Below are 24,347 nucleotides of genomic sequence, written 5' to 3'. Positions count from 1 at the left end.
TGTTGTTTCCTCTTTTCAGTGTGCTTATTATTTGCACAGTCGAGGGCTCTGAACGCGAGGGCCAGAGATTCGGAAAGGTGCAAAGGGTTGATTCATGAACAATTCAGCAAACCGTTTGAGTGGAATTCTGGGGGGGGCCTTTTTGAGTCTATGGTTCCCGACGGTCGCTTTGGCCGAGGAGGGGATCAGCGCCGGAGATACCAGTTGGGTACTGACCTCGACGGCCTTGGTATTGTTCATGACGATACCCGCATTGGCCCTGTTCTATGGCGGACTGGTGCGCACCAAGAATGTTCTCTCGATTCTGATGCAATGCCTCGTCCTCACGGCCCTGATGAGCATCCTTTGGTTGGGCGGAGCCTATAGTCTCTCGTTCGCCGAGGGGAACGCATTTTTCGGATCCTTCAGCGAGAAGTTCTTCCTGCGAGGCATTGGTCCCGATGCAGCGTGGGGCAGTATTCCGGAGTTGGTATTCTTCGCCTTCCAGATGACATTTGCGGTGATTACTCCGGCGCTGATCATCGGAGCCTTTGCCGAGCGAATGCGGTTTTCTGCGATGCTTCTGTTTTCGTCGCTCTGGCTATTCCTGGTCTACGCGCCGATCTGTCATATGACCTGGGGCGGCGGTTTATTCTCGCAGTGGGGCGTTTTTGATTTCGCCGGAGGCATCGTTGTCCATATTACCGCCGGGATTGCTGCTTTGGTTCTCTGCATCGTTCTGGGCCCCCGCGAGGGATACCCGCGAACGCCGATGCCGCCCCATAATCTTACGATGACCTTCATGGGCACAGCGATGCTGTGGGTGGGCTGGTTTGGTTTCAATGGCGGAAGCGCGCTTGCGGCCGATGGCAACGCGGCGATGGCCGTCGTCGTGACGCATATCTCAGCTGCCGCCGCGACGTTGGCCTGGATGGCGATCGAGTGGGTGAAATACGGAAAGCCGAGCGTCCTTGGCGCGGCGACCGGCGCCATTGCCGGGCTGGCTGCCGTCACGCCCGCCTCTGGCTACATCGGACCATTCGGCGGTTTTGCCATCGGGCTGATTTCGGGCGGGACTTGCTGGTTTTTCGCGACTTCCTTGAAGAACAAGCTTGGCTACGACGATTCGCTGGACGTTTTCGGCGTGCATGGGGTTGGCGGTTTTGTCGGAACAATTTTGGTCGGCGTTTTTGCCTCCGAAATCTTCGGCGGCCTCGAAGGCGACCTGGCGATGGGGAGTCAGGTCGGCACGCAGCTGCTCGCGGCGGTGATCACCTGTGTCTATACCGCGGTAGCCACGTTCGTGCTGATCAAGTTTACGGCCCTGTTTGTGCCGATCCGTGTCGATGCCAATGACGAGCTCGAGGGACTGGATATCGCTCTGCACGAGGAGTCTGGTTACAATTTGTAGAACGTCGCGCGAACCCCTGGTTTTCGAAGGGCGCAAGTTTGGGCCCGCCGTTTTCGCGGCAGGTGAGCCCGTGATGGTTATTTGTTGCAAGGCGTAGAAGATTTTCGTCAAATGGGGCAGACTTGCCCCGTGATGCGAGCAGCGTCGCGGAGGAAAATATGCCTGAAACATATGATGCGATCGTAATCGGTGCTGGTCACAATGGCTTGGCAGCAGCACAGGTTCTGGCCAACCAGAAGAGCAAAGTCCTGGTTCTCGAGAAGAACGCCTACGTCGGTGGGATGGCGGGCACTCGCGAGATCTTCAAAGGATGTCGGAATGAGGTTGGTGCCAGTTGTCTCTTTCCGATCGCCGATGAAATTCTGGAATATTACGAGTTCGAAAAGAACGGGGTCGAATTTCTGGAATTGCCGGTGATGGCCATCAATCTCGTCGGCTCCGGTCATCCTCCGCTGGTTCTTTACAGCAAGCAGGGTCGACAGCTTTGGCATATCGTTCGCCATCACGGGTTTGCGGCCATGTTGGGGTTCGTCAGACTGCTCCGGTTCCTCAAGTATCCAGCCAGCGTCATGGATCGTTTTACCCCGGGCCGAGTCCCACGGGGTCTCGCGCAACTTCTGGCAGAAGCGCCCACCGAGCAGGCTCGCGAGCAGTTACGTCTGACTTTCGAGGGTTCGGCGATGGATCTGATCGACAAGTTCTTCCCCGACAAGGAGAAGCACCATACGTTCCGTTCCCTGCTGGCCTTCGCGGCGATTCAATCCACATACAAAGGCCCTTATACGCCGGGCTCGGCGCTCTGTCTGGTTTATACCTTCGCCCAGAGCGGCGACGGTGGTCTGATGCGCCGCGTGAAGGGCGGGATGGGGTCATTGAGTGAAGCTCTGGTCCGATCGCTTGAAGCTGCCGGCGGCGAGGTCCGGCTGAAATCTTCTGTGGACCGAATCCTGATGGAGGAGGGCCGAGCGGTCGGCGTTATTCTCAAGGGCGGTGGGGAAATACGAGCTGCGGCCGTGTTGTCCAATCTGGACAAGCCCGCGACCTTCGGGCGTCTGGTGGGCGAAGAATATCTGGATGCGTCCCTGGCCTCGGATGTTGCGAAGGCCGAGCATCGAGGCGCCTACGTCCATATGCTGTTCCGGCTGGAGGGTTTACCGAGTTACGGCGGTGAGTGGGCGCATCTGAATGCCGATATCCATAATCGATTCGGCGGGGCGATGGTCAATGCGCCGGAGGTCCTGCAGGAAAGCTTCGAGACCTGCGATACGGGGGCCTTGCCGGCCTGGCTTCCCGTTGCCTTTCAAATTCCCTCGATCGTCGACCCGAGCCTCGCTCCGGAGGGACAACATATCGCCAGCGCCTACGGCTTTTGTTTCCCATGCAAGGCGGCAAAGGAACTTCGCGGCGAACTGCTGGATCAGGCGGCCGAGCGTGTGATCGATCAGATATGCACTTATATGCCTGATTTCCGCGAGCGGATTATCGACAAGGCGGTTTTCTCTTCGGATCATTTTGCGACCATGCATGGGGCGACCGAGGGCGACTTTACCCATGGTCTGATTCATCCCGAGAATATGCTGGGTGAACGGATGCTGGTAGCGGGGTCTGCGCACCGGACGCCGATTGAAGGTCTCTATATGTGCGGGGCCGCTTGCCATCCGGGGCCGGGTGTCACGTTTCTGCCCGGATATAATTGCGGTTGGGAAGTTTCGCGGGACATGCGAAAGAGAATCTCGAACGATGATGAGGCGCCGGCGATCCTGCCGGGTGCCGACGGAATGGACGAGGAGATCTCCGTCCAGCGCCTCGCAGGGTGAAGTTGTCGTCGGAGGGCGGATCGTTGATGGTCCGGATTGTTGGCGGCATTGACCCCCGCCGAACTTAGCGCGGAGGAATCATGCGAGATCACGCCCGGAGCATCGAAAATCTACTCTATACCTACGCCGAGCGAATTGATGCCGGAGACCTCCCGGGGGTAGCCGACCTGTTCCGGCACGGCAGGATCCTGCCATCGCCGGACGCCCCACGCGAAGCGACGTTTGAGGGAGCCGCACAGGTGCTTACGATGTATGAGTCCTCCACGCGTATTTACGAGGACGGGACTCCCCGGACGCGCCATTTGACGACCAACGCGATTGTCGAGGTCGCTGACGACGAAAAAACGGCGAAGGCCCGCAGCTATTATACCGTCCTCCAGAGAACCGAAGACCTGCCCTTGCAGCCAATTATTTCCGGCCATTATCACGATACATTTCATCTCGTCGATGGTCAGTGGTGCTTTGAAACTCGCACCATGTTCATCGACCTGATTGGAGATCTCAGCCAGCACCTTCTCTATGATTTGGGATGAGTCGGTCGGCGATCCTCGCTTCCTCAGTCGTGGGAAGGCGAGTCTTCCCTGCCGCCGTCCTCTGGGCTAGAAAAAAGATGGAGAGTGGGTACCCCGGCACCACTGCAGACGGCTCAGGTGCTGGTCCGCGCAGAGATGCTGGAGGGGCCTGATCTCGGTTCGTTGAGCATATTGGCCAGAGAGGTGATATCCCGGCAGAGGGCCCTTATCTCGGGCCAGGGGAGATCGTAATGTCGCAGAATATGGCACCGAGAAGGATGCCTTTTGAGAAATACCGACCATTCCAGCCGCTTGATTTCAATCTGGCGGATCGGACGTGGCCGGACCGTCGTCTGGAGAAGGCTCCGCTATGGTGCTCCGTCGATCTGCGCGATGGCAATCAGGCCCTGATTGATCCGATGGACCCAGTCCGCAAGCGACGCATGTTCGACACCGTCGTCGAGATGGGGTTCAGCGAAATCGAAGTCGGCTTCCCGGCGGCCAGCCAGCCCGATTTTGATTTTGTTCGACAGTTGATCGAGGAGGATCTGGTTCCCGAGGGCGTCACGATTCAGGTGCTCGTCCAATGCCGCCCGGAGCTGATTGAACGGACCTACGAATGCTTGCAGGGCGCACGAGATGTTATCGTGCACTTCTACAATTCGACCTCGGTTCTGCAGCGTCGCGTCGTATTCGGTCTGGAGAAAGAGGGCATTACCAGGATTGCAACGGAAGCTGCTCGTCAGTGCCGCGAGCTGGAGGCCACGTTGCCCGGCACGAATATTCGTTATGAGTATTCGCCGGAGAGTTTCACGGGAACCGAGGCTGCCTACGGCATCGAGATCTGCGAAGCTGTGATGGACGTAATCCAGCCAACGCCCGACTGGCCGATTATTCTGAATCTGCCCGCGACCGTCGAGATGTACTCCCCCAAGATCTACGCGGACGTCATCGAGTATTTTCATCGGAATATCCGGAACCGGGAGAGCGTGTGCCTGTCCCTGCACCCGCATAACGATCGTGGATGCGCTGTGGCGGCCGCTGAACTCGGGCTGATGGCAGGGGCGGATCGCGTTGAGGGTACATTGTTCGGCAACGGCGAACGTACCGGCAATGTGGATGTTGTGACCTTGGCGATGAACCTCTTCAGCCAGGGAATTGATCCCGAGTTGTCGATTGTCGATATCGACGGTCTTCGCCGGGTGGCGGAATATTGCAACCGGCTTCCCGTGCATTGTCGGCATCCCTACGTGGGAGATCTGGTTTACACCTCATTTTCCGGGAGTCACCAGGACGCGATCAAGAAGGGCTTTGCCGCGCTCGGCACGGACTATGAGGAGTGGGGCGTTCCCTACCTCCCCATCGATCCTAAACATGTCGGGCGGAGCTACGAGGCCGTCATCCGCGTGAACAGCCAATCGGGCAAGGGCGGCGTCGCCTATGTCATCCAGACCGAGCACGGGCTGGACCTGCCGCGCCGCTTGCAGATCGAATTTTCACAGACGATTCAGGGGATCGCTGAGGATACCGGGACCGAGATCAGTCCGGCGGCGATGTGGGAGTCTTTTCAGGCAGAGTACTTCCCCGCGAAGCAGAGTATCGAGTTGTTGACGCACGAGACCACCACCGGGGCGGATGGGTCGCAGGTAAAGGCGCATATTTTGCTCGATGGCGCGCCGCAAACCGTTGAGGGTGCGGGGAATGGTCCGATCTCGGCGCTGATGGCAGGTCTCAAATCGAGTCTGGGTATCGATGTCGATGTCGTCGATTATAGCGAGCATGCGGTTGCCTCGGGAAGCGAGGCCTCGGCGGTGGCTTATGTGGAAACCCGCCGGCACGATGGCAGCCTCAAATGGGGGGTGGGTATGCACGAATCGATTACAACCGCTTCGTTTCGTGCCGTAATGAGCGCGCTCCACCGGCAACGACAGGATCTGGCGCCGGCAAAAACGGACTGATGCACCCTCGCGGGGTCGAGGGTCTCCGGAGTCTGGGCTGGCTCCGGGAGCATTGGCGGGTTTCGCTTCTTCTGCTGAGCGCGTTGCTCGCCGGTTGCGATCGGGCCGGTCCGATTGGTTTTCGGGACGGCTCGCCACTGGAAGATTTGCCGCACTGGATTCGTCCGGTTCTGGACTCCGGCGTTCGACCGGATTGGTCCGCGGATGGAAGGCGTCTGGTTTACCTCGATGCGCTCGTGGGAAACGCTTACGAATTGGAACTGGCAACAGGTGTCCGTCGAAGCCTGACAAGCCATTTCCCTCATCACGGATTTACCCGCATACGTTATCTGGCCAACGGTGACTTCCTACTTTGTGGGCCCAGTGCCCCGACTGAGGAGGGTGCCGTGGGTGCCGGGGACCGTTGGCATACGGAGTTGTTCTTTCTCGGGAGCGAGGGCGAGGACGCGGCCCAGTCCTTGAATGAGCCATGCTTTGAAGGTCCCGCTACCTCGCGAATTGACATGAAAATCGCCTGGACCCGGTCGGACTATCCCGAGGAACTTGTTTTTGCTCGCTCGGAAATCTGGACAGGTCGAATCGTGGTCGACGACGGCCGCGCGCAATTGGTGGACCGACGGAGACGCGCAGGTAGAGAGGATTTCTACTATCTGGCCTTTCTCGAGACGCAGGATTTCCGCCCGCCCAACGATCAGGAACTGCTCTTTACGGCTTATGCTTACAAAGGGGGCGAAGTGATGGGGGTCGACCTCGAAACCGGTTCTCTGACCAACTATTCCAGGGATTGGGGCTATGACGAGGCGGAGGGTGTTTTCCCCGAGGGCAAGACGATCGCGATCGAGCGGGAAGCAGATACTTATACGGCGGTGCCTGTGGGCGATATTGACATCTGGGAGTTGGCTTTGGACGGCAGCGCCCGCGCCACTCGTCTGACCAATTTCACAGACTACGCAGGCTTCGGGGCGAACAATCCGGTGGTCAGTCCCGATGGGAAAAAGATGGTCTTCGGTCTCCGTATCAAAGGAGGCGAGCACGGAAACGCGAAGGGAATGCTGCTGTATGATCTTGAAGCAGCGAGGCAGGCTGATTCAGGGCCGTTTGCGAAGGCGGCGGCAGAAGCCGAGCAGCTTCGATGATTCACGCGCCATTTTTATTGTAGCGAATACCTGCCAAAAGAGAGGCTCCGGCGGGCGGGCGTTTCCAGAGGGAGGTCTCTCCTGCCAGAAGTGTCCGGAGCAGCCCGTCGGCGATCCAATGTGGTTCGGGAAAGCCCTCCTTGATCGCATCCGCTTCCCGATCCCGGAAGTCGAGAATCGCTTTTCGCGCCAGAACTGCGGGAATCAGCGAGACGCCCCAGTAGCGTTGCTCGAGGATTTCGAAAGCCGGCGAGTCAAACTCTGCCGCCAAAGTATCTTTTTGGTAGCGCCGATAATGTCCCGCGGCTCGATCGTAGATGCTCATGCAGATCCGGAGGGCCGGGACATTCAGGAGCAAGGTGCCCCCGGGGCGAAGGTGGGCGGATGCTGCTTCCAGAAAAGGTGACGTGACCTCGATATGCTCGAGTACGTCCATCATCAGGATGATGTCGTAGGAGCCAAGGAAATCCTCTCGTTGTTCGAGAATATCGTAGAAGAGGATTCGACCTCGCCCGGGACCGCATCGTGCGAGTGCGGCTCGGTCTAGATCGACGACGTCGACCTTCCAGGATGTAGCGCTTTCGATCTGGGCACGAAGGACTCCATGGCCGCCGCCGATATCCAGAACGCGAAGGGGGCGTTCCATGGGTAAGCCGAGACTTCGGATCAGGCCCTGGAGGGCGCGGAAACGCCAGCGAAACCAGAAATGCTCGGCAGAGCCGACTTCAAACCATCCGTCGACAAAGGGGTCGCCCGGTACATCGCTGATCCATTCAATGTTTGCGGCGGCGCTCGCGGGCACGTTCTCCTGGACCGAGGCCTTCATTCAGAGGGATCTTTCTCGGCCGGGACTGTTTCCATGACCACAAAGGTCGGTCGACCTTTGATTTCCAGATAGGTGCGTCCGATATAGGCGCTGAAGATATAGAGGCATGCGAGGTTTACCGAGCTCGTCGCGAGAACGGCAAGGCAGACAATGAGCGACCAATACACTTCAGGGTCCAGATTACTTCCCATGGACACTCGCACCGCGAGGCCGGTGCCGAGAATCAGCGTGAAGAGCGACGAGAAGAAGGTGGAAAATTGGACGATTCGAAGCGGCCGAATACTCATGGCGGCGATCCCGTCGGTCGCAAGGTGATAGAGCGAGCGCCAGTCGTATTTACTCTCGCCTTCTTGCCGAGCAAGCCTCTCGTAAGGAATGGCAACGTGATTGAATCCAACCCATGTGCGCAGCCCACGAGGGAACCGTAGTCGCTCAGGGAGCTGCTTCATCGCCTCGACTACTTTTCGATCCAGCAGGGAGAAATCACCGCTATCGAGTGGGACGTCGACTTCTGCGAGGAAAGCATAGACGCGGTAAAAAGCTGCGTAAGCGAACTTTTTAATGATCCCTTCCTTGCGATTCTCGCGCACTCCAAAAGCGACATCGGCGCCGCCGCGCCAAGCCTGAACCATTTCCAGGATGATCTCGGGTGGATCTTGCAGGTCGGCATCCATGATGGCAACGAGGTCCGCCTTCGCGTGGTCGAGTCCGGCCGAGAGTGCTGCCTGATGACCAAAATTCCGAGACAATCGAATCAGACGCGCCGGAAGTCCCTCGCGGATGAGTTGTGCGATGCGAGCGGCCGTATTATCCGAGCTGCCATCGTCGATGATCAGAAAGCGAACGGATGAGAGCTGGTGGTCCAGCCGGGCTTGTGAGTCAAACACCAGATCCAGTCGCCCAAAGAGAGCGTCGAGGACTGTCTCCTCGTTGAAAACGGGGAGAATGATCTCGAGGTCCACAGGGCCATCTCGCCCGGCAGTCAGTTGCGATGCCATCTTCGCCACGGCAAAGACGATACAACGCCTTGCCCCGGTGGGGCAAGGCAGACTTACTGCGGTTTCGTCATTCCGCTGATGTCGAGAACCTTATCGAGAGTCTTCGCGTCGAGAATATCGTGCGCCAGGCAATATTCTCGGATCGTCTGGCCACTCTCGTGAGCGTGATGTGCGATCTCTGCTGCTTTGTTGTACCCGATCACGGGAACCAGAGCGGTCCCCAGCATCAGGCTTTGCTCGACGGAAGCGGCAATCCGACGTTTGTCGGCTTTCAGGCCCGCGACGCAGTTGTCCGCGAAGGTGTCACTCGCATTCGACAGCAGGAGGATGCTTTCGAGCATCCGCTCGGCCATACATGGCATCGAGACATTGAGCTCCATCATGGAACCTACGCCACCCATGGCGCCAATGCCGATGGTGACGTCGTTGCCTTCGACCTGCGCACAGACCTGCATTACGGTTTCGACCAGAACGGGGTTCACCTTGCCCGGCATGATCGAGGATCCCGGTTGTAGCTCCGGCAGGACCAGTTCGCTCCAACTGCACCGAGGGCCGGAGCCCATCAGGCGAATATCGCTGGCGATCTTGGAGAGGCTGATCGAGACGGTTCGCAACAATCCATGGGCTTCGACAACGCAGTCCCTGGTGGCTTGCGCTTCGAAATGATTGGCCGCTTCCTTGAAGCGAACACCCGTGGCCTTGGCCAATCGCGCCGAAACACTTTTGCCGAATCGTGGATGCGTGTTGATGCCGGTCCCGACCGCGGTGCCGCCGATGGGAAGATTGCCGGCCATTGCTTCGACTGCGCGCTCCGCGCGTTTGATGGCATAGTCAGCCTGAGCCGCAAAGCCCGAGAACTCCTGCCCGAGCCGGATCGGCGTCGCGTCCTGCAGGTGGGTGCGGCCGATTTTCACGATCTTGTCGAAGCTTTTGGCCTTTCGATGGAGGGCCTTTGCGAGCTTCTTCAGCGCCGGCAGGAGCGTGCTGCGAATCTCGATGCAGGCGGCAACCTGCATCGCTGTGGGAAAAGTATCATTGGAGGATTGCCCCAAATTGACGTGGTCGTTGGGGTGTACGGGATCCTGCGCTCCGATTTTGGCGCCGGCCGCCAGACACGCCATATTCGAGATAACTTCATTGGCGTTCATATTGCTCGACGTGCCCGAGCCCGTCTGGAAGACGTCCACCGGGAAGTTGCGCATCATGGCTTGTCGCGTTTCGGTGTCACCTTCGAGCGCGGTGGCGATCTCGTTGCAGGCCTTGACGATGAGGCGACGGCGTTTTTGCGTGAGCCGGCCAAGTTCGTGATTGGTTTCCGCAGCCGCGCGCTTGAGCAGGGCGAAGGCATGAATGACTTCGTGGCCGACGACACGGCCGGAGATGGGGAAGTTCAGGACGGCACGCTGTGTGCTGGCGCCGTAGAGGACATCCGCAGGCACGGTCATGGTGCCCATCGAGTCGTGTTCGGTTCGTGTCTTGGTCTTGGTCATGGCTTGGAAACTCCTTGCCCCGTACCTACCAGTCGCCCTCCGCCTCGGCCAGTCTGCCGGGCGCGCGCACAGCTGCTTCGTGTGCCTGAGGAGTGTTCCTGCGTATCGTGGAGGGACGAGTTTTCAGGGCCCACTTTGTGGTGAGCGCAGGAACTCTCGGCCGGGCAGCCTATCGCAGATTTGCCATGAACTCGTCGCGCCAGCCTTTCCACTGCGAATGGTCGCCCTTGAGGCCGAGAATCGCTTCCTTGGCTTTGGATAGGCCAAAGCCCCACGCCTCGCTGATGGTGAGGTGGGGGGGCATGGTAAGCTCGCCGGGACTGACGATGGCATCGATCAGGAAGGGCCCGTCGTGCGCGATGGCCTGCTCAATCGCCGGGATGATGTCCGCGGCATGTTCGACCCGGACGCCCCCGGCACCACATGCGTGTGCGTAGGCGGCGAAGTCGGGGTTCAGCAATCCCGTGGCTTCCTGATAGACCGGCAGGCCGGAAACCTCGGTTTCCATTTTCACAAAACCGAGCTCGCTATTGTTGAACACGAGAATCTTGACCGGCCAGTCGTAGCGGACAGCCGTGACCAGATCCTGCATGGCCATGCCGAAACCGCCATCCCCGCAGAAGGCCCAGACCTGTCGTTTGGGATCGAGGGAGCTTGAGCCAAGGGCCACCGGGAGGGCGGCACCGAGAGAACCGTGATTGAACGACCCGAGCATGCGGCGTTCGTTGCGCATCGAAACCTGGCGCGCGATCCAGACGGTGCATTCGCCGACATCGACCGCGAAGATCGCGTCTTCGGCGGCTCGATCACTGACGGCGCGTGCGAAGATCTGCGGATGGAGGGGCTCGTCGACACGTTTGGGGTCAGCCTGCTTCTCCATCGATTTGAGCCATTTGTCGCGCATTTTCTCGAGCCCACCGAGAAATTTCGCGGAGCTGCCCGATTGAATCTGCGGGTTGAGCTTTTGCAATGTTTCGCGCACTGTCCCCACGAGACCAAGTTCCACGGGGGCGCGACGACCGATATTCTCTACCTTGCGATCGATCTGGATGATCGTGGCATTCGGGGGCAGGAAACCGTCATACGGAAAGTTCGTGCCCACCATCAGCAGCACATCGCAATCCCACACGGCATGGTAGCCGGCAGGGTTTCCGATCAGGCCTGTCAGTCCGACCACGCGGGGGTCCTCGTAATCAAAGATATCCTTGGCGCGCAGAGTATGAACGATGGGCGCGTCGAGTTTCTCGGAGAGCTCGAGGACCTCCTCCTTGGCGCCCCGGCAGCCGACGCCGCAGAACATCGCGACCTTGCTTCCCTTGCTCAGAAGGTTCGCGGCTTTCTCGATCTCGCTGTCGGGCGGCAGGACACTGGAGGGAAGGACGACCAGAGGGTGGGCTGGTGTCGCTTTGGCGAGCTTTGCGTCGATGACGTCGATGGGGAGTTCGATGCGCGTAACGACGCGCTCCGCCAGCGCCTTCTGTACCGCAATTTCGGCCAGGCGAGGCATTTGTGCGGGGGAAGCGAGGACTGCCTGGAAGTCGCAGATATCATCGAACATTCTGGACAAGTCGACTTCCTGAAAATAGTTGCTGCCACGTTCGGCATGGGCGACCTGCCCGGTAAGCGCTACGACGCCGGCGCCTTCCTTCTTTGCATTATAGAGTCCATTGATGAGGTGCAGGGCGCCTGGCCCTACGGTGCCGGCACAGACACCGATCCCGCCGGTCAACTCGGCTTGGGCGTAGGCGGCATAGGCAGCATTCTCTTCATGTCGGACGCCGATCCAACGAAACCGATCGTCTTTTCGAATGGCATCAAGCAGAGTATTCAGAGCATCTCCGGTGACACCGAAGATGTCGCGCACGCCCGCGGAGGCGAGAATATCGAGGAGGCTTTCGCATACATTTTTGGCCATGCTTCAATCGTTCATGTCTTACGTGCGATGGCAAACTGGTGCGCTGGGCTCCGCCGATGTAGGTTCACCGTCGATGATGAACCCCAGCCTCCGATGGCTATGTGGGCTCCGGGCCGGTCTACGGTTCCGAGCCTTGACGTTGCTGATGTTTTTCCTTCTCGGGCTTCCTGTGGTCGCCTTGGCGGAACGTACTTTTGTGGTCATGGTCTTCGATGGGTTCCCGCCGTCCTATGTCGACAAATTCCCCACGCCCGGGCTGGATCGACTGGCCACTCAGGGAGTGAGGGCGGGCGCGATGGACCAGGCCTTCCCCACGGTATCGCTCAGCGGTGGCGTGACGATTTCAACAGGCTGCTGGCCCGGGACGCATGGTGTTCTCTCCAACCTTTTTCTCGATCCCGAGCGTGGTCTATATGACCACGGCGGCGACGCTGATTGGCTCATCGATTGTGAGCATCTGCACGAGGCGGCAGAGCGCCAGGGTGTGCGCACCGCAGCCTTGGGCTGGTACGGTCGGTACTCGTCCAGGCGAGGGGCTCTGGATTCCGAGGGGCCTCCGGGTGAGAAGACCTATCAGGATTATCCCGATGATCCGGGGCGAATGGCCCAGTTGGTCGATCTGCTCGAGCGACCATCGCAGGACAGGCCGGATCTGATTCTGGCCTACTTCAAGGGACCGGACTCCACGGGGCATCGCTATGGATTGGATGCCGCCGAGACGCGCGAGGCGGTGATCGCCGCCGATGCGATCGTGGGAGAGGTCCTGTCCTCGATCGAGGCTCAGCCCGATGGCGATCAAATCCAGCTTCTGGTGACCACCGATCATGGCATGGTGCCGGTCGACAGCCTCGTTAACATCCAGAGAATTCTGCGCCGTCACGAGATTCCGGCACGCGCGGTTTCTGCGGGGACCAGCTCCTTTCTCTATTTTGATGAGCCCGGCGAGGCGATCGTGGACGATGCGATCGAGAAGCTCTCGGCATATGATGCCTTCGATGTGGTGCGGCCGCGAGACCAGCCGCCCGAGTGGCATCTCGGCACGGGTGCGCGGGTCGGCGATCTGATTCTCTCAGCACGTCCGCCTTACTTCATCGAAGACGCGCGTGCCTGGCCCGTCTGGGTAAGGTGGCTTGCCTGGGTTGGCCCGGACATTCTGCCGGCGTCTGCTTTGCTCTCTGCCACCCACGGTTACCCCCCGGAAACGCCCGGGGTCGAGGGAATTCTCTATGTGCGCGGCGATGCCTTCGCATCCGGCCGCGGCGTGGATCGCGTGCGTGCCATCGATATTCATCCGACAGTGCTTGCGGTTTTGGGACTCGAGCCGGGAAGTCCTGTCGATGGCGTCGTGGACAAACGCCTGCTTCGAGCGCCTTGATTGAAATCGCGTGGGTTGGTCGGCAGAGCAAAAAGTGGAAGTGGGCGGGGGCCTGTCCTTGTTGCTCGGGTTTTTGATTCGTCATAAGTGTAGGGGAGGCTGTCCCAATTCTGTCGCTCAGCCCTGATTCTGATGTCTTTCGCGGGTGTTCTTGCCGCCTGTGGCCCGGGTCAGGGTGGCGCGCCAAACGCCGGTGATGGTCCTGATTTGAGTGTCGCTCTTTTCGACCGCGACCACGTGATTGATGTCGAGGTCGAGATTGATCCCACGGAATGGAACATCCTCTGTCAGGATGGGCGAACGGCTCCGAGCGTATTCTCGGGTTGTTCGGACGGCTTTGCCTATCAGAATTTTCGGGCCACGGTCACAGTCGATGGCGAGCGTTACCGCAACGTGGCAATTCGAAAAAAAGGTTTCCTGGGCTCGCTGTCCAATCTGCGACCTTCCCTCAAGCTGAACTTCGGGACGTTTGTCGAGGGTCGAACGCATGCGGGGATGAAGCGCATGACGTTGAACAACAACCGGCAGGATCCCTCGAATACCCATCAATGCATGGCTTATGAGCTGTTTCGACAGGCAGGATCCATTGCCCCTCGTTGCAATTTCGCGCGGGTGGTTGTCAACGGGGAGGATCTCGGGATCTATACGCACGTCGAGAGTGTGAAGAAGCCCATGATCCGACGTCACTTCTCGGATGATAGCGGCAACCTTTACGAGGGTCAGGGCTCCGACGTCTCCGCGGATTTAATCGATCGCATGCAGCTCAAGACGAACGAGGAGCTCAACGATCGAAGCGATCTGCGAGGTTTGGCAGCTGCCCTTGAGGTCGATGACGATCAGTTGCTCGACGCGCTCGAAGAGCATCTGGATATCGACGCTTTCATGACATTTTGGGCGATGGAAGCGACCACCTCTCATTGGGATAGCTACTCGGGGAATCGGAACAATTATTTGATGTACCACGATCCGAGCAGCGATCAGTTTTATTTCATCCCTTGGGGCGCCGATGGCGCCTTCCAGCGCATTCGCCTTTTCAATCCGGAGAATACGGATATTGCCGTATTGGCGGAGGGTGCGGTTGCCAATCGTCTTTACGAACACCCCGAGGTGCGGGCCATGTATGTGGACCGGCTGCGCGCTCTCTACGAACAGCTGTGGGACGAAGACGTGTTGCTGGCCGAAGCGGATCGAATCGGCGCTCTGACCAATGCTTCCTCGTCTTCGTTGGAGCAACAGAGGAGGTTTATCGTCGCGCAGGGTGAAGGCCTCCGCGTGGCCCTGGCTCGTGAAGTTGCGGCATTCCCCGAATGGATTCGCGCCCCCCGCGGGATCGGAGCACCTGAATGCCGGGTCGAGGCAATCACCCGGATCTCGGGAGAATTCGAGACAGTCTGGCTGAATGGTCCTTCCCCGAGTCCTGGATCGTCGGTGTCGGTGGTCCTGAATGGCGAGGAGCAGCAATGGCAGAGCCTGTTGGTCGCGGCCGGTCTGAGTACCCAAGGAGATGGCTATCAGCTCTTCATGCTGCGGCCGGGACCGGATGGCCAGTTTTTCGCCATCGCTCTGGAGATCCCAAGAGAGGTATTCGTCGAAGGTGTGACCGAAATGCACGCACTTGAAACGAGTGTTTTCCTTGCGCTCGTGAATCCGGCCACCCCGGATCAGCCCCAGATTGTCGGCTTCGGTGGGGTCGGCACGATCCGTCTCGATCAGGCCAGCACCGAGATCGGCGGGCCCGTTTCAGGTTCTTTTGAATCCGAGTTTATTCAGATCGGGGCCTTCTGAGCCCACCTGAATCCGCGCCCGGCAAGAGAGCTAAGCGCCCGCTTGTCGGGCGCGCGATGCCGGAGCTTGGCGCAGGACCATGCCGGCACGAGCACCGGTATGTTCCCCGTCGATCAGGCTGACCTCTCCGTTGACCAGAGTTGCCTTGTAGCCTCGCGCTCGTTGGATGAAGCGGGGCGCGTCATGTGGGAAGTCGTGCACCAACTGCGGTTGCTCCTCGGCGACTTTGGCAGGGTCGAAAACGTTGATATCGGCCCGCATCCCGGAGGCCAGCAGGCCACGATCGTTCAGTCCCATCACGCGGGCGGAGGCTGATGTCATCCGCCGAATGGCCTCGCCCATGGTGAAATGTTCTTCCTGGCGAACCCAATGCGAAAGCATGAAGCTCGGCCATCCCGCGTCCATGATCTGCGACACGTGTGCTCCCGCATCGCCCAGGCCGGGGAGTACGTTTTCGTTCCGGATCAATTTGCTCAGCCCGGGCAGATTGGCGCTGAACAGGCGCAAGGTAAAGAGCGCTCGGCCTTCCGTGTCGCGCGACAGTTTCAAGAAAGTCTCGGACCAATGTTCGCCGGCACGCCGTGCCTGTGCGAGCAGGTTTTCCCCCCGAGGCTGTGTGTAGTCGGGCTGTTCCCGGTCGCCCATATAGAAAGTCCGTCGCACCAGAAGGCCGCTGAGACGGTTTTTTCGGGCTTCGCGGGTCAGGGCGGCGCAAAAGGCTCCATCATGAATCGCCTTTTTCCGCTCTTCGAGGTTCATTTTCTTGAGACGCTCCCAGCTTTCGCCCCGCACGGGAGGCAAGTTGGATTGCATACCGAAAACAAAGCCCGAGGGTCGGACGTGTGTACACATGGTCAGGTCGCGATCGCCGGTGCTGGCGCGATTGAAGACGCCGTTCCAGAAATTCCCCGCAAATGAAGTGGGGCCCAGGACGGCCGAGCTGAACAAAATGCGAGCGCCAGTTGCCGAGGAGAGTTTGCCCAGCATGCCCGCGCCTGCGCCTACGGCCTGAAACAGGCCATCGCGTTGGCTGACAACTTTTCCGATGGCTTCGAGTTCATCGGTTCGTGCAAACGTCCCCGGGATCGATTCGCCGTCGGGCCCTTTATGGGGGCGAAAGCGGTTGGTGGAAAACCCGATGGCGCCGCCGTCCATCGATTGTGCGACCAGAGACGCCATCTGTTCGCGCTCTTCGGCCGTTGGCTGTCCCTTCACCGCACGGTCGCCCATCACATAATAGCGGACCGCGGAATGGCCCACGAGGCCCGCGACATTCAGCGCCGGATTCAACCGCTCCAGCGCGTCGAGATAGCCGCCGTAATCTTCCCAGTCCCAGGGCAAGCCGCTCAGGATTGCTTCTTTGGGGATATCCTCGACTGTCTCCATCATACCCGCGAGTGTTTCGCGGTCATGCGGGCGGCAGGGAGCGAAAGTCACCCCGCAATTTCCCATCAAGGCTGTCGTCACACCATGCCAGCTGATCGGGGTCATCATCGGATCCCAGCCGATTTGCGCGTCCAGATGCGTGTGGACATCAATAAACCCCGGCGTCACCAAACATCCCCGGGCATCAATTTCCCGATGGGCGCTGCCCTCGACCTTGCCGAGGGCGGAAATTCGACCGTCCTGAATGGCGACGTCTCCGCGACATGCATCGCTTCCCGAGCCATCGACGATTTCCCCGCCTCGTATAATAATATCGTGAGTCATGTCGAACCTCCCGCTTTGCTGGACCTGGTAATCGGCAGGAATCCTGAAACCGTGCCGGTAGTCCTCGAAGACTCATAGCCGCTGACAGGGCTCGGTGTCACGAGAAATGCCTCATCCGGTCATATTGCGTGTCTGGGTGGCCCGGTCTGATCAGCGCCGGGCCCGGATCTGTTCGCGGAACCTGAAGACGCGGTCAACGTAACCGCGGGTTTCCTTGTAGGGCGGGATGCCCCGATACTCGAGAACAGTGTTCGGACCCGCGTTGTAGGCCGCCAGGGCGAGTCGTGTATCTCCTTTGAAAAGGTCGAGCATTTGTCGCAAATACGCGACCCCGCCGCGCAGATTTTCCTGCGCGCTAAAGCTGTTCTCGACGCCGACCGCGCGGGCGGTTTCCGGCATGAGTTGCATCAGTCCCTGTGCGCCACGATGCGATACGGCAAAGGGGTCGAATCCCGATTCCGCACGGACCACGGCTTCGACCAACGCCGGATCGACGCGCCCTGCTGTCGCGATTTGTTGAATCAGAGCTTGCAGCCTTGGCGGTGCGGTCAGGGATTTTTGGCGCAAGGGTGCCCGCCAGGGGCCGCCTGTTTCGTGAAGAGGGTTTGCCGGAGCCACCGTGTCCAACTCTCGGTCGAAGCCGGGCGGTGCGGATTCGAACTGCCAGCAAAGCGGTTTGCAATTCGGTATGCCGTCGCACGCGGTGCAGTGGATTTCGGCGATAGCGGGTGTCGGGAGGTTCAGCAGAGCGGTCGCCACGAGGATAAGCAGGGCACGTGCTGGGCCGGTGGGGGCAGCTGGGGGCATCGCCAAACCCTATCAAAGCGTGCGGGCCCCGCACAGCCAATAGTTCGGGGACGTTCCGGTGCCGGATTTTTCCCTGTGGGGACTGACGGATTCTTCCGCGAAGGCGGGAGTGCGATCGATCTCTGGGATCCTCGTGCGGACAGTTCGGCTTGACGGCATCCGTGACTCCGAGGCAAATAAGGGTATCCTGACGAGGAGATCGTTGGTCCAGCATCAACTCGTTTTTCTTTTTCAAGAGAGGTTCGGCAATGTCCAAGGCAAGTTCAGGTTATGATCTGGTGATCCGTGGCGGTCTATTGGTCGATGGAACAGGTGCCCCCGGTTATCGGGGTGATCTGGCGATCGCCGATGGTAAAATTGCCGCCATCGGTGGGAAGATCGATGCTCTCGGCGCCGAATCGATCGATGCCGATGGAGCGTTGGTCGCGCCCGGGTGGGTGGATGTGCACACGCATTACGACGGGCAAGTCGCGTGGGATGACAAGCTTGATCCAGCTTTCAGCAACGGCTCAACGACTCTGATGATGGGCAATTGCGGCGTGGGATTCGCACCATGTCCGCGCGGCGAGGAAAAGACTCTGATCGAGGTGATGGAAGGGGTCGAGGATATCCCGGGCGCGGCATTGGCCGAGGGTGTTCCCTGGGGCGCCTGGGAGAGTTTCAGCGAGTATCTCGACTACCTGCAGGACAGGCCCTATGCCGTCGATTTTGGAGCGCAATTGCCGCATAGCGCTCTTCGACTCCAGGTGATGCGCGATCGAGCCCTTCGCCACGAGGATGCGACCGCAGATGATATCATCGAAATGAGTCGCCTGGCCGAGCAAGCCGCCCGCGATGGTGCGCTCGGGTTCTCGACTTCGCGCACGATCTTTCATCGTAATATCGATGGTGAGGCGATTCCGGGAACCTATGCCTCCGAACATGAATTGGTCGCTCTGGCGGAAGCCGTCGCTCGCGGAGGTGGGGCTGTGATCGAGGCAATCACCTCGTCTTCGATTGGAGATATGGACTTTCTCGGAGGTGAGCGGTTCGATACCGAACACGAATTACAATTGCTGGCAGCCATGTCGCGCGCTGCGAATCTGCCCGTCACCTTCACGACCGTACAGACACCGGATCACCCTGAGGAGTGGCGGGAGATTCTGGACTTCGCTTCCCGGGAAAATGCGCAGGGAGCCACCCTGCGCCCGCAGGTCGCATCTCGTCCGATCGCTCTTTTGAGCGGTCTTTGCGGCTATCATGCCTTCATGCACCGACGGACCTATCGGGACGAATTGGCTCAGTTGCCGCTCGAGGCGCGGGCGCGGCGGATGCGTGATCCAGAAATGAAGAAGCGAATTCTCACCGATGCCGATGTGATGCCAGAGCAGGCCGGTGCGATGGAGATGCTCTCGGCCGGTTTTCTGATTGGAGCCGGCGCTTTTTACGTGATGCCGGATGGCTATGACTACGAGCCGACACCCGATATGGCTCTCGCCGCAATAGCGGAGAGCGAGAATCGCGACGTTCTCGAGGTGATGTACGATTACCTTACCGCCAATGACGGGAAGTGGTTCCTGTCTCTGATGGGCACCAATTACGCGGAAGGGAATCTCGATGCTGTCGGGGAAATGCTGGCGCATCCCGAGACGATCACCGGTCTCGCCGACGGTGGCGCTCACGTCAATCTGATCTGCGATGGCACGATGCCGACCACGCAGCTGAAGCATTGGGGCTATCGCCGCAACCGAGGAGACCGACTGCCGGTGGAAATGCTGGTCGAGAAACAGACACGTCGGAACGCTCGGCTCTACGGACTCCATGATAGAGGTACTTTGGAGGTCGGGATGCGTGCCGATGTGAACGTGATCGATCCCGAGAACCTTGATGTGACCCGTCCTGAGGTACACCAGGACTTGCCCGCCGGGGGTGCCCGACTTTTGCAGCCAGTTTCCGGCTATCTGGCGACGGTTCTCGGGGGCGCGATTACCCGTCGTCACGACGAAGACACGGGGGCCCGTCCGGGACGCCTTCTGCGTGGCTCTCAAGCCTGATATGCCGAGGCGCCAGAAGGTGCTGGTTCTCTACCTTCAGACATCGGCTCTGGATTCAGGGGTGGTGGGATGGGCTCGTTACGACGGTACGGGAGAGACGACGCCGATGGCGGGAGATGGAGATGAACCGCCTTATGCTGATGGCGTGGCGGCCCTGCGCGATGGCTGGCGACTGATTCAGGCAAGCCCGCTCTCCCCCGAGCTCCCGGGAGCCGAGTTCCGGACTTCGTATCTGAAGTACGAATTTTTCTTCGAGAAGATAGTGGATGTCGATGAGTGAAGATGGGCGCCTGCTGACATCCCGAGAGATGGCTTCTTTCGTGGCTCTCGGCTTCCTGCGGCTGGATCGAGCAGTGCCTGCCTCGGTCAACCGGGCCTTTGTGCAGAGCCTTCCGCCCTTTGAGGCCGGCGGTCCCCACGCCGGGATGACCCATTATGGCCAGGTACTGCAATCCGGGAGTATTCCGACCGTTTCTCCTGGTTGCCCGCTGGCAGAAGCCTACTCTCCGGGATCTCCTCTGGCGGAGGTGCTGTCGGTTCCGGAAGTGCGCGGCGCGATTGGCAGCCTGGTGGGGAGGGACCCGGTAGTCGATCACCAATTTCTCCATATGACGTTTCCCGAGGAAACCTCCTTGGATGGTCGCCGCCGGTCGGTGTCACAGGCGACGCATCAGGATTCGACGATCGATGTCCGACGAGCGTTTGATATCCAGATTCTCTACTTTCCCGAGGCGGTCACCCCGGAAATGGGCGGCACTCGCTATGTCCCGGGGTCGCATCTCCGCACCGTCAGCGAAAGCAGCATTGGTCGTTACCAGAATCTGCGGGGGCAGAGGCATGTCGTCTGTGAGCCCGGAACGGTCTTCCTCTTTCATCATGGCCTCTGGCATGGCGCCGGACTCAATCAGTCAGACGCGAGGCGGCTGATGTTCAAGCTTCGTCTCGCGCCGACAGCGCGCCAGAGGAGACTTTGGGATACCTCGGATCTTGAGCCCGATCATCATCGCCAACGCCCGATTTTCTGGACGGGGGACGGTACGGATCGCGACCCGATTCATGAGATTCTCACCCGGCTCGAGCCTTGGTTCGAATTGGACACCGGCCGGCTGGAGATCCTGAATCGTATTCGGCTCTGGCGCTATCTTCTCGAAGACGAACGTCTCGATGTCGACTACTGGTTGAGCCGACTCGAGAACGAATACCGCTGAGGAGATTCCGTCTCGCTGCGTTCCAGCTGGCTGGTTGTCTCGGGGTGTCAGGCGATCGGGGCTTCGATCAGAATCGGCCTGCAGACGTTTTGATGGAGAATTGCCCTCGGCTTTCCGTTCACGTCTTGTCTGAACGGAGCGCTTCTCAGCCGCGCGGGGGCAGACCGTGAACCAGGGTCAGCGATTCCATTGTGGTGCCCGCCCGACGGTGCTCGGATAGTGCTTGGTACTCCGGATCGGCCCACCAGTTCTTGGCGGCTTCCTCCGAAGGGAATTGGAAAATGACCATCCGTCCGGTGCGTGGCGCCTGACCTTCCAGATGCTCCGGGTTGTCGTCGTAGGTGTGGAAGCTCCCGCCATGTTTTTTTAAAATCGGGAAAAACCCTTTTTCGTATTCGCGATATTTCACAGCGTCGTGGATTTGGAAATTGGCCACAAGCAGGGCGGGTGCGTCAGACATGCTCAGATATCCTTATCGTGATGGAGTGATGGGTTCGATGGGAAACCGCACGACCTCGGACGAGCGGCCCATCTGCCTGCGGTGTTCTGCACCAAATGGCGCAACTGAGTCAAATGGTTTCGGCGGACCGCGGCTGAGAAATCCCTTCTCCGTTTCGGCGAGCTCGATTGGCGCCTGTCCGATTGTGCCCGGCGATCCTGATTTCCGGTTGTGCTGCCGTTGCGTAAACAGCGGCGATCCGCAAAGTTAAGGCGGTGCGCTATCTCTCTGCGATCCTGATTGCCTGTGGGGCGATGCTCGGTACAGCTTGTACTCAGGACAGTTCGCCGCGGCCCAATATCCTTCTGATCTCGATTGACAGCTTGAGAGCAGATCATCTGGGCAGCTACGGCTATGCGAGGAATACAAGCCCGAATATCGATGCGTTGGCGAGTGAGGGTGCTCGGTTTGTCACCGCGATCGCGCCTGCACCCTGGACTCTCCCCTCGCACATCACCATGCTGACCGGTCGGCACCCGGCCGCACATGGCGTCAATAATACCGACCGCCGATTGGCGGACGAAATCCCGACGCTGGCCGAGGTTCTCCGAGGTCAGGGCTACGCAACGGCGGGTTTTGTCGCAGGCCCCTATTTGCGGCGAGATTACGGCTATGATCGCGGCTTCGATCTTTACGATGAATCGCTGGTCGCCGACGGTCGAGCATCGCATCGGGGGACGACCTCTCCCCAGCTGGTTGCCAACTTGAGCAGCTGGCTGGCAGGGGAGCGCGAAGCGGAACAGCCCAAACCATTTTTTGCTTTTTTGCATATTTGGGATGTCCACTACGATTTTGCACCACCACCGCCTTTCGATACGCTTTTTGACCCGTCCTATGAGGGTGAGGTTGATGGGCGCAATATCGGATTCCTGAAGTCGTCGATGTCCGAGCGTGACTTGGAACACGTTGTCGCGCTTTACGATGGGGAGATTCGCTTCTCGGATCGTGAACTCGGTGTTCTTTTTGAAAAACTGCGGGCTTGGGGCCTCTGGGACAATACGATTGTTGTTCTGACCGCAGACCACGGGGAAGAGTTCTTCGAGCATGGCAAGATCGGGCACCTGATGCATATTTTCGATGAAGCGATTCAGGTTCCCCTGATCGTCCGCTATCCACCGGCGATTGATGCCGGATTGGTTCTGGAAGAGCAGGTTCGATTGATGGACATCGCGCCCACGATTCTTGGACTGGCCGGTATCGAGTCTTCGCGTCTCGGGATGCCGCCGGAGGCGCCTGTGCGGGAGAAGGATCTCAGTCCCTGGCTGCGCGGCGACTTTCTGGCGGGTTCCATTCCCGATTTAGTGGCCTTCCCGGAGAATTATGGTGGTGGTCGCGTGGGAGTCCGAATGAACCAGGGCAAGCTGATTCGCCATAATGAGGACTACTACGAGCTTTATAATGTGCGCCCTGAACTTGGGGAGCGAGAGAGGGAAACCGGGAAGGCCCCCGAAGTCATAGCCGTCCTGGCCGAGTTGATTCAGCAGGAAGCTGAATGGAACGAGTGGAAGAAGGATGGCGCGATAGTTGCGCCATCGATGACTCTTTCGGATCCTTTGCGGGAACAGCTTGAGGCTCTGGGCTATATCGAGCGCTGAGATCGGCCATCCGGAATCGACGGCTGCCGAGGACTGGTTCGGAGGTGCTAATTTGCCGCTTTCGGGTTATGAAAAATTCGTGTCGAAACCATCGAAGCAGGAACTAGAAGAATTTCGTGCGGGCGCTTCGGCGTGGTTCGCCGAAAACGTCCCTTCTCCTCCCGATTTTGTAATGCCGCTCACCTTTATGGAGGTCGGAACGGACGAGCAGTTCCAATTCCTTTGCGAGTGGCAACGGAAAGTCTACGAGGCCGGTTATTTGGGGGCAGCGTGGCCGGAGGAGTACGGTGGTCGCGGATTGAATCAACGCTTCCAGGAGATCGCTACCGACGAGATGCGCCGGCATCAAAGTCCGATCATGCTCAACACGATCGGTCTGAACTGGGCGGGGCCATTGATTCTCGATATGGGAACCCACGAACAGCGCCAGCGTTATATCAAGGGGATCCTCTCGGCAGACGATATCTGGTGCCAAGGTTTCAGCGAGCCGGACCACGGCAGCGATCTCGGTAACGCACAGACGCGTGCCGTTCGTGACGGCGATGATTGGGTGATCAATGGTCAGAAGATCTGGACGACCCACGGCTCCTACGCCAAGTATATGATCCTGCTCGCTCGCAGCATTCCGGACGCGCACAACAAATATGCCGGCTTGTCTTTTTACCTCGCACCGATGAACGTCCCGGGGATCGAAACACGCCCCATCCGCAAATTGACCGGTGAATACGGATTTACAGAGACGTTTTTCACGGATGCGCGGATTCCTGGCGAATCGCTGATGGGAGAGGAGGGGCAGGGCTGGACAGTCGCGATGCGCACGCTCGAGTACGAACGAAATGCCCGTGGCGGTCAGGCCGGTGGGCTTGCCTTTGTCGCGCCGGATCGCACCGAGGCAATTGATCTGGCCAGACGGGCGCAGCGCAATGGCAAGCCGGCTATCGAAGATCCCGCGATCCGCGACAAGCTCGTCGAGCTGATGATCGAGCACCAATCCACCGTGCTCTGTGCGCGCCGTGCCGTGATACCGCCTCTGGTAGCTGAGCGTCCGATGTCGCTGCCCTTGGCCGGAAAGTTGATGACGACCGAATTGGACCGCCGTCTCAACGAGTTTGCGATTTCCTTGCAGGGGCAGGCGGGGGCCTACGGAATTGGTTCGCCGGAAGGTTTGGATCGAGGCCTCTGGCAGCGAGCCTACCTGAATTCCTTCAGTGCCACGATCGGCGGCGGGACCAGTCAGATCCAGACCAATATCGTCGCCGAGCATGTGCTCGGATTACCGAAACATTGAGGAGT

General features: G+C 59.3%; 19 protein-coding genes. 12 read left to right on the top strand and 7 right to left on the bottom strand.

Annotation, left to right across the window (positions count from 1 at the left end):
• Nucleotides 1-94: 94 nt before the first annotated feature.
• The 5 genes from P8K07_11180 to P8K07_11160 all read left to right on the top strand — a co-directional run bounded on the left by P8K07_11180 (nt 95) and on the right by P8K07_11160 (nt 6,813).
• Nucleotides 95-1,390 carry an ammonium transporter gene (locus P8K07_11180; protein ID MDG1959081.1) on the top strand — a complete coding sequence of 432 codons (1,296 nt, stop codon included), beginning with the start codon at nt 95-97 and terminating at the stop codon, nt 1,388-1,390.
• Between the two features lie 158 nt (nt 1,391-1,548).
• Nucleotides 1,549-3,207 carry an NAD(P)/FAD-dependent oxidoreductase gene (locus P8K07_11175; GenBank protein MDG1959080.1) on the top strand — a complete coding sequence of 553 codons (1,659 nt, stop codon included), beginning with the start codon at nt 1,549-1,551 and terminating at the stop codon, nt 3,205-3,207.
• Between the two features lie 80 nt (nt 3,208-3,287).
• Nucleotides 3,288-3,740 (top strand): nuclear transport factor 2 family protein, encoded by a 453-nt coding sequence (locus tag P8K07_11170; GenBank protein MDG1959079.1) that lies wholly within the window; start codon nt 3,288-3,290, stop codon nt 3,738-3,740.
• Nucleotides 3,741-3,997: 257 nt separating this feature from the next.
• On the top strand, nt 3,998-5,677 hold the full coding sequence (gene leuA, locus P8K07_11165; protein MDG1959078.1) for a 2-isopropylmalate synthase: 1,680 nt from the start codon (nt 3,998-4,000) through the stop codon (nt 5,675-5,677).
• Nucleotides 5,677-6,813, top strand: a complete 1,137-nt coding sequence (locus P8K07_11160) for a hypothetical protein (protein ID MDG1959077.1) — start codon at nt 5,677-5,679, stop codon at nt 6,811-6,813. The genes leuA and P8K07_11160 overlap by 1 nt, the downstream gene beginning before the upstream one ends.
• 1 nt (nt 6,814) lies before the next feature.
• On the opposite strand, the gene P8K07_11155 is transcribed toward P8K07_11160, so the two are convergent.
• The 4 genes from P8K07_11155 to P8K07_11140 form a co-directional block, all read right to left on the bottom strand.
• Entirely contained in the window at nt 6,815-7,639 is an 825-nt protein-coding gene (locus P8K07_11155) for a class I SAM-dependent methyltransferase (protein ID MDG1959076.1), read from the bottom strand.
• Nucleotides 7,636-8,637, bottom strand: coding sequence for a glycosyltransferase family 2 protein (locus P8K07_11150; GenBank protein ID MDG1959075.1), 1,002 nt, complete (start codon nt 8,635-8,637; stop codon nt 7,636-7,638). Before P8K07_11150 ends, P8K07_11155 begins: the two co-directional genes overlap by 4 nt.
• 53 nt (nt 8,638-8,690) lie before the next feature.
• Nucleotides 8,691-10,127, bottom strand: a complete 1,437-nt coding sequence (locus P8K07_11145) for a class II fumarate hydratase (protein ID MDG1959074.1) — start codon at nt 10,125-10,127, stop codon at nt 8,691-8,693.
• 169 nt (nt 10,128-10,296) lie between these two features.
• Complete coding sequence (locus tag P8K07_11140) at nt 10,297-12,042, bottom strand: thiamine pyrophosphate-binding protein (GenBank protein MDG1959073.1); 1,746 nt, start codon at nt 12,040-12,042, stop codon at nt 10,297-10,299.
• A 73-nt stretch (nt 12,043-12,115) separates the two neighbouring features.
• Here P8K07_11140 and P8K07_11135 point away from each other — a divergent pair, with 73 nt between their 5' ends.
• Nucleotides 12,116-13,417, top strand: coding sequence for an alkaline phosphatase family protein (locus P8K07_11135; protein MDG1959072.1), 1,302 nt, complete (start codon nt 12,116-12,118; stop codon nt 13,415-13,417).
• Between the two features lie 132 nt (nt 13,418-13,549).
• The gene (locus P8K07_11130) at nt 13,550-15,202 is read left to right on the top strand and encodes a CotH kinase family protein (protein ID MDG1959071.1); all 1,653 of its coding nucleotides are present in this window, start codon (nt 13,550-13,552) and stop codon (nt 15,200-15,202) included.
• Between the two features lie 30 nt (nt 15,203-15,232).
• On the opposite strand, the gene P8K07_11125 is transcribed toward P8K07_11130, so the two are convergent.
• Together P8K07_11125 and P8K07_11120 are read right to left on the bottom strand one after the other, a co-directional pair.
• Nucleotides 15,233-16,912 carry a D-aminoacylase gene (locus P8K07_11125; GenBank protein MDG1959070.1) on the bottom strand — a complete coding sequence of 560 codons (1,680 nt, stop codon included), beginning with the start codon at nt 16,910-16,912 and terminating at the stop codon, nt 15,233-15,235.
• 150 nt (nt 16,913-17,062) lie between these two features.
• Entirely contained in the window at nt 17,063-17,719 is a 657-nt protein-coding gene (locus P8K07_11120; GenBank protein MDG1959069.1) for a lytic transglycosylase domain-containing protein, read from the bottom strand.
• Nucleotides 17,720-17,967: 248 nt separating this feature from the next.
• Between P8K07_11120 and P8K07_11115 the strand changes: the two genes are divergently transcribed.
• The 3 genes from P8K07_11115 to P8K07_11105 are packed head-to-tail and all read left to right on the top strand — an operon-like array spanning nt 17,968 to nt 20,960.
• The gene (locus tag P8K07_11115; protein ID MDG1959068.1) at nt 17,968-19,752 is read left to right on the top strand and encodes an amidohydrolase family protein; all 1,785 of its coding nucleotides are present in this window, start codon (nt 17,968-17,970) and stop codon (nt 19,750-19,752) included.
• Nucleotide 19,753: 1 nt separating this feature from the next.
• A complete protein-coding gene (locus tag P8K07_11110) occupies nt 19,754-20,032 on the top strand; it encodes a hypothetical protein (GenBank protein MDG1959067.1) in 279 nt (92 codons plus the stop codon).
• A complete protein-coding gene (locus P8K07_11105; GenBank protein ID MDG1959066.1) occupies nt 20,025-20,960 on the top strand; it encodes a phytanoyl-CoA dioxygenase family protein in 936 nt (311 codons plus the stop codon). Before P8K07_11110 ends, P8K07_11105 begins: the two co-directional genes overlap by 8 nt.
• Nucleotides 20,961-21,105: 145 nt before the next feature.
• Here the strand turns inward: P8K07_11105 and P8K07_11100 are convergent, their stop codons facing one another.
• Nucleotides 21,106-21,420, bottom strand: coding sequence for a DUF1330 domain-containing protein (locus tag P8K07_11100; GenBank protein MDG1959065.1), 315 nt, complete (start codon nt 21,418-21,420; stop codon nt 21,106-21,108).
• A 254-nt stretch (nt 21,421-21,674) separates the two neighbouring features.
• Here P8K07_11100 and P8K07_11095 point away from each other — a divergent pair, with 254 nt between their 5' ends.
• Both P8K07_11095 and P8K07_11090 read left to right on the top strand, forming a co-directional pair.
• A complete protein-coding gene (locus P8K07_11095) occupies nt 21,675-23,054 on the top strand; it encodes a sulfatase (GenBank protein ID MDG1959064.1) in 1,380 nt (459 codons plus the stop codon).
• Between the two features lie 79 nt (nt 23,055-23,133).
• The gene (locus P8K07_11090; protein MDG1959063.1) at nt 23,134-24,342 is read left to right on the top strand and encodes an acyl-CoA dehydrogenase family protein; all 1,209 of its coding nucleotides are present in this window, start codon (nt 23,134-23,136) and stop codon (nt 24,340-24,342) included.
• Nucleotides 24,343-24,347 lie beyond the last annotated feature (5 nt).

Source organism: Candidatus Binatia bacterium (genome assembly GCA_029248525.1).
Taxonomy (GTDB): Bacteria; Desulfobacterota; Binatia; order UBA12015; family UBA12015; genus UBA12015.
Note: the sequence above shows the minus strand (reverse complement) of the source record. Positions and strands in the feature narration are given on the sequence as shown.

Excerpts from the sequence above, each read along its gene's own strand:
- P8K07_11180 (MDG1959081.1), top strand. The coding sequence starts at position 95 with ATGAACAATTCAGCAAACCGTTTGAGTGGAATTCTGGGGGGGGCCTTT.
- P8K07_11175 (MDG1959080.1), top strand. The coding sequence starts at position 1,549 with ATGCCTGAAACATATGATGCGATCGTAATCGGTGCTGGTCACAATGGC.
- P8K07_11170 (MDG1959079.1), top strand. The coding sequence starts at position 3,288 with ATGCGAGATCACGCCCGGAGCATCGAAAATCTACTCTATACCTACGCC.
- leuA (MDG1959078.1), top strand. The coding sequence starts at position 3,998 with ATGCCTTTTGAGAAATACCGACCATTCCAGCCGCTTGATTTCAATCTG.
- P8K07_11160 (MDG1959077.1), top strand. The coding sequence starts at position 5,677 with ATGCACCCTCGCGGGGTCGAGGGTCTCCGGAGTCTGGGCTGGCTCCGG.
- P8K07_11155 (MDG1959076.1), bottom strand. The coding sequence starts at position 7,639 with ATGAAGGCCTCGGTCCAGGAGAACGTGCCCGCGAGCGCCGCCGCAAAC.
- P8K07_11150 (MDG1959075.1), bottom strand. The coding sequence starts at position 8,637 with ATGGCATCGCAACTGACTGCCGGGCGAGATGGCCCTGTGGACCTCGAG.
- P8K07_11145 (MDG1959074.1), bottom strand. The coding sequence starts at position 10,127 with ATGACCAAGACCAAGACACGAACCGAACACGACTCGATGGGCACCATG.
- P8K07_11140 (MDG1959073.1), bottom strand. The coding sequence starts at position 12,042 with ATGGCCAAAAATGTATGCGAAAGCCTCCTCGATATTCTCGCCTCCGCG.
- P8K07_11135 (MDG1959072.1), top strand. The coding sequence starts at position 12,116 with ATGATGAACCCCAGCCTCCGATGGCTATGTGGGCTCCGGGCCGGTCTA.
- P8K07_11130 (MDG1959071.1), top strand. The coding sequence starts at position 13,550 with ATGTCTTTCGCGGGTGTTCTTGCCGCCTGTGGCCCGGGTCAGGGTGGC.
- P8K07_11125 (MDG1959070.1), bottom strand. The coding sequence starts at position 16,912 with ATGACTCACGATATTATTATACGAGGCGGGGAAATCGTCGATGGCTCG.
- P8K07_11120 (MDG1959069.1), bottom strand. The coding sequence starts at position 17,719 with ATGCCCCCAGCTGCCCCCACCGGCCCAGCACGTGCCCTGCTTATCCTC.
- P8K07_11115 (MDG1959068.1), top strand. The coding sequence starts at position 17,968 with ATGTCCAAGGCAAGTTCAGGTTATGATCTGGTGATCCGTGGCGGTCTA.
- P8K07_11110 (MDG1959067.1), top strand. The coding sequence starts at position 19,754 with ATGCCGAGGCGCCAGAAGGTGCTGGTTCTCTACCTTCAGACATCGGCT.
- P8K07_11105 (MDG1959066.1), top strand. The coding sequence starts at position 20,025 with ATGAGTGAAGATGGGCGCCTGCTGACATCCCGAGAGATGGCTTCTTTC.
- P8K07_11100 (MDG1959065.1), bottom strand. The coding sequence starts at position 21,420 with ATGTCTGACGCACCCGCCCTGCTTGTGGCCAATTTCCAAATCCACGAC.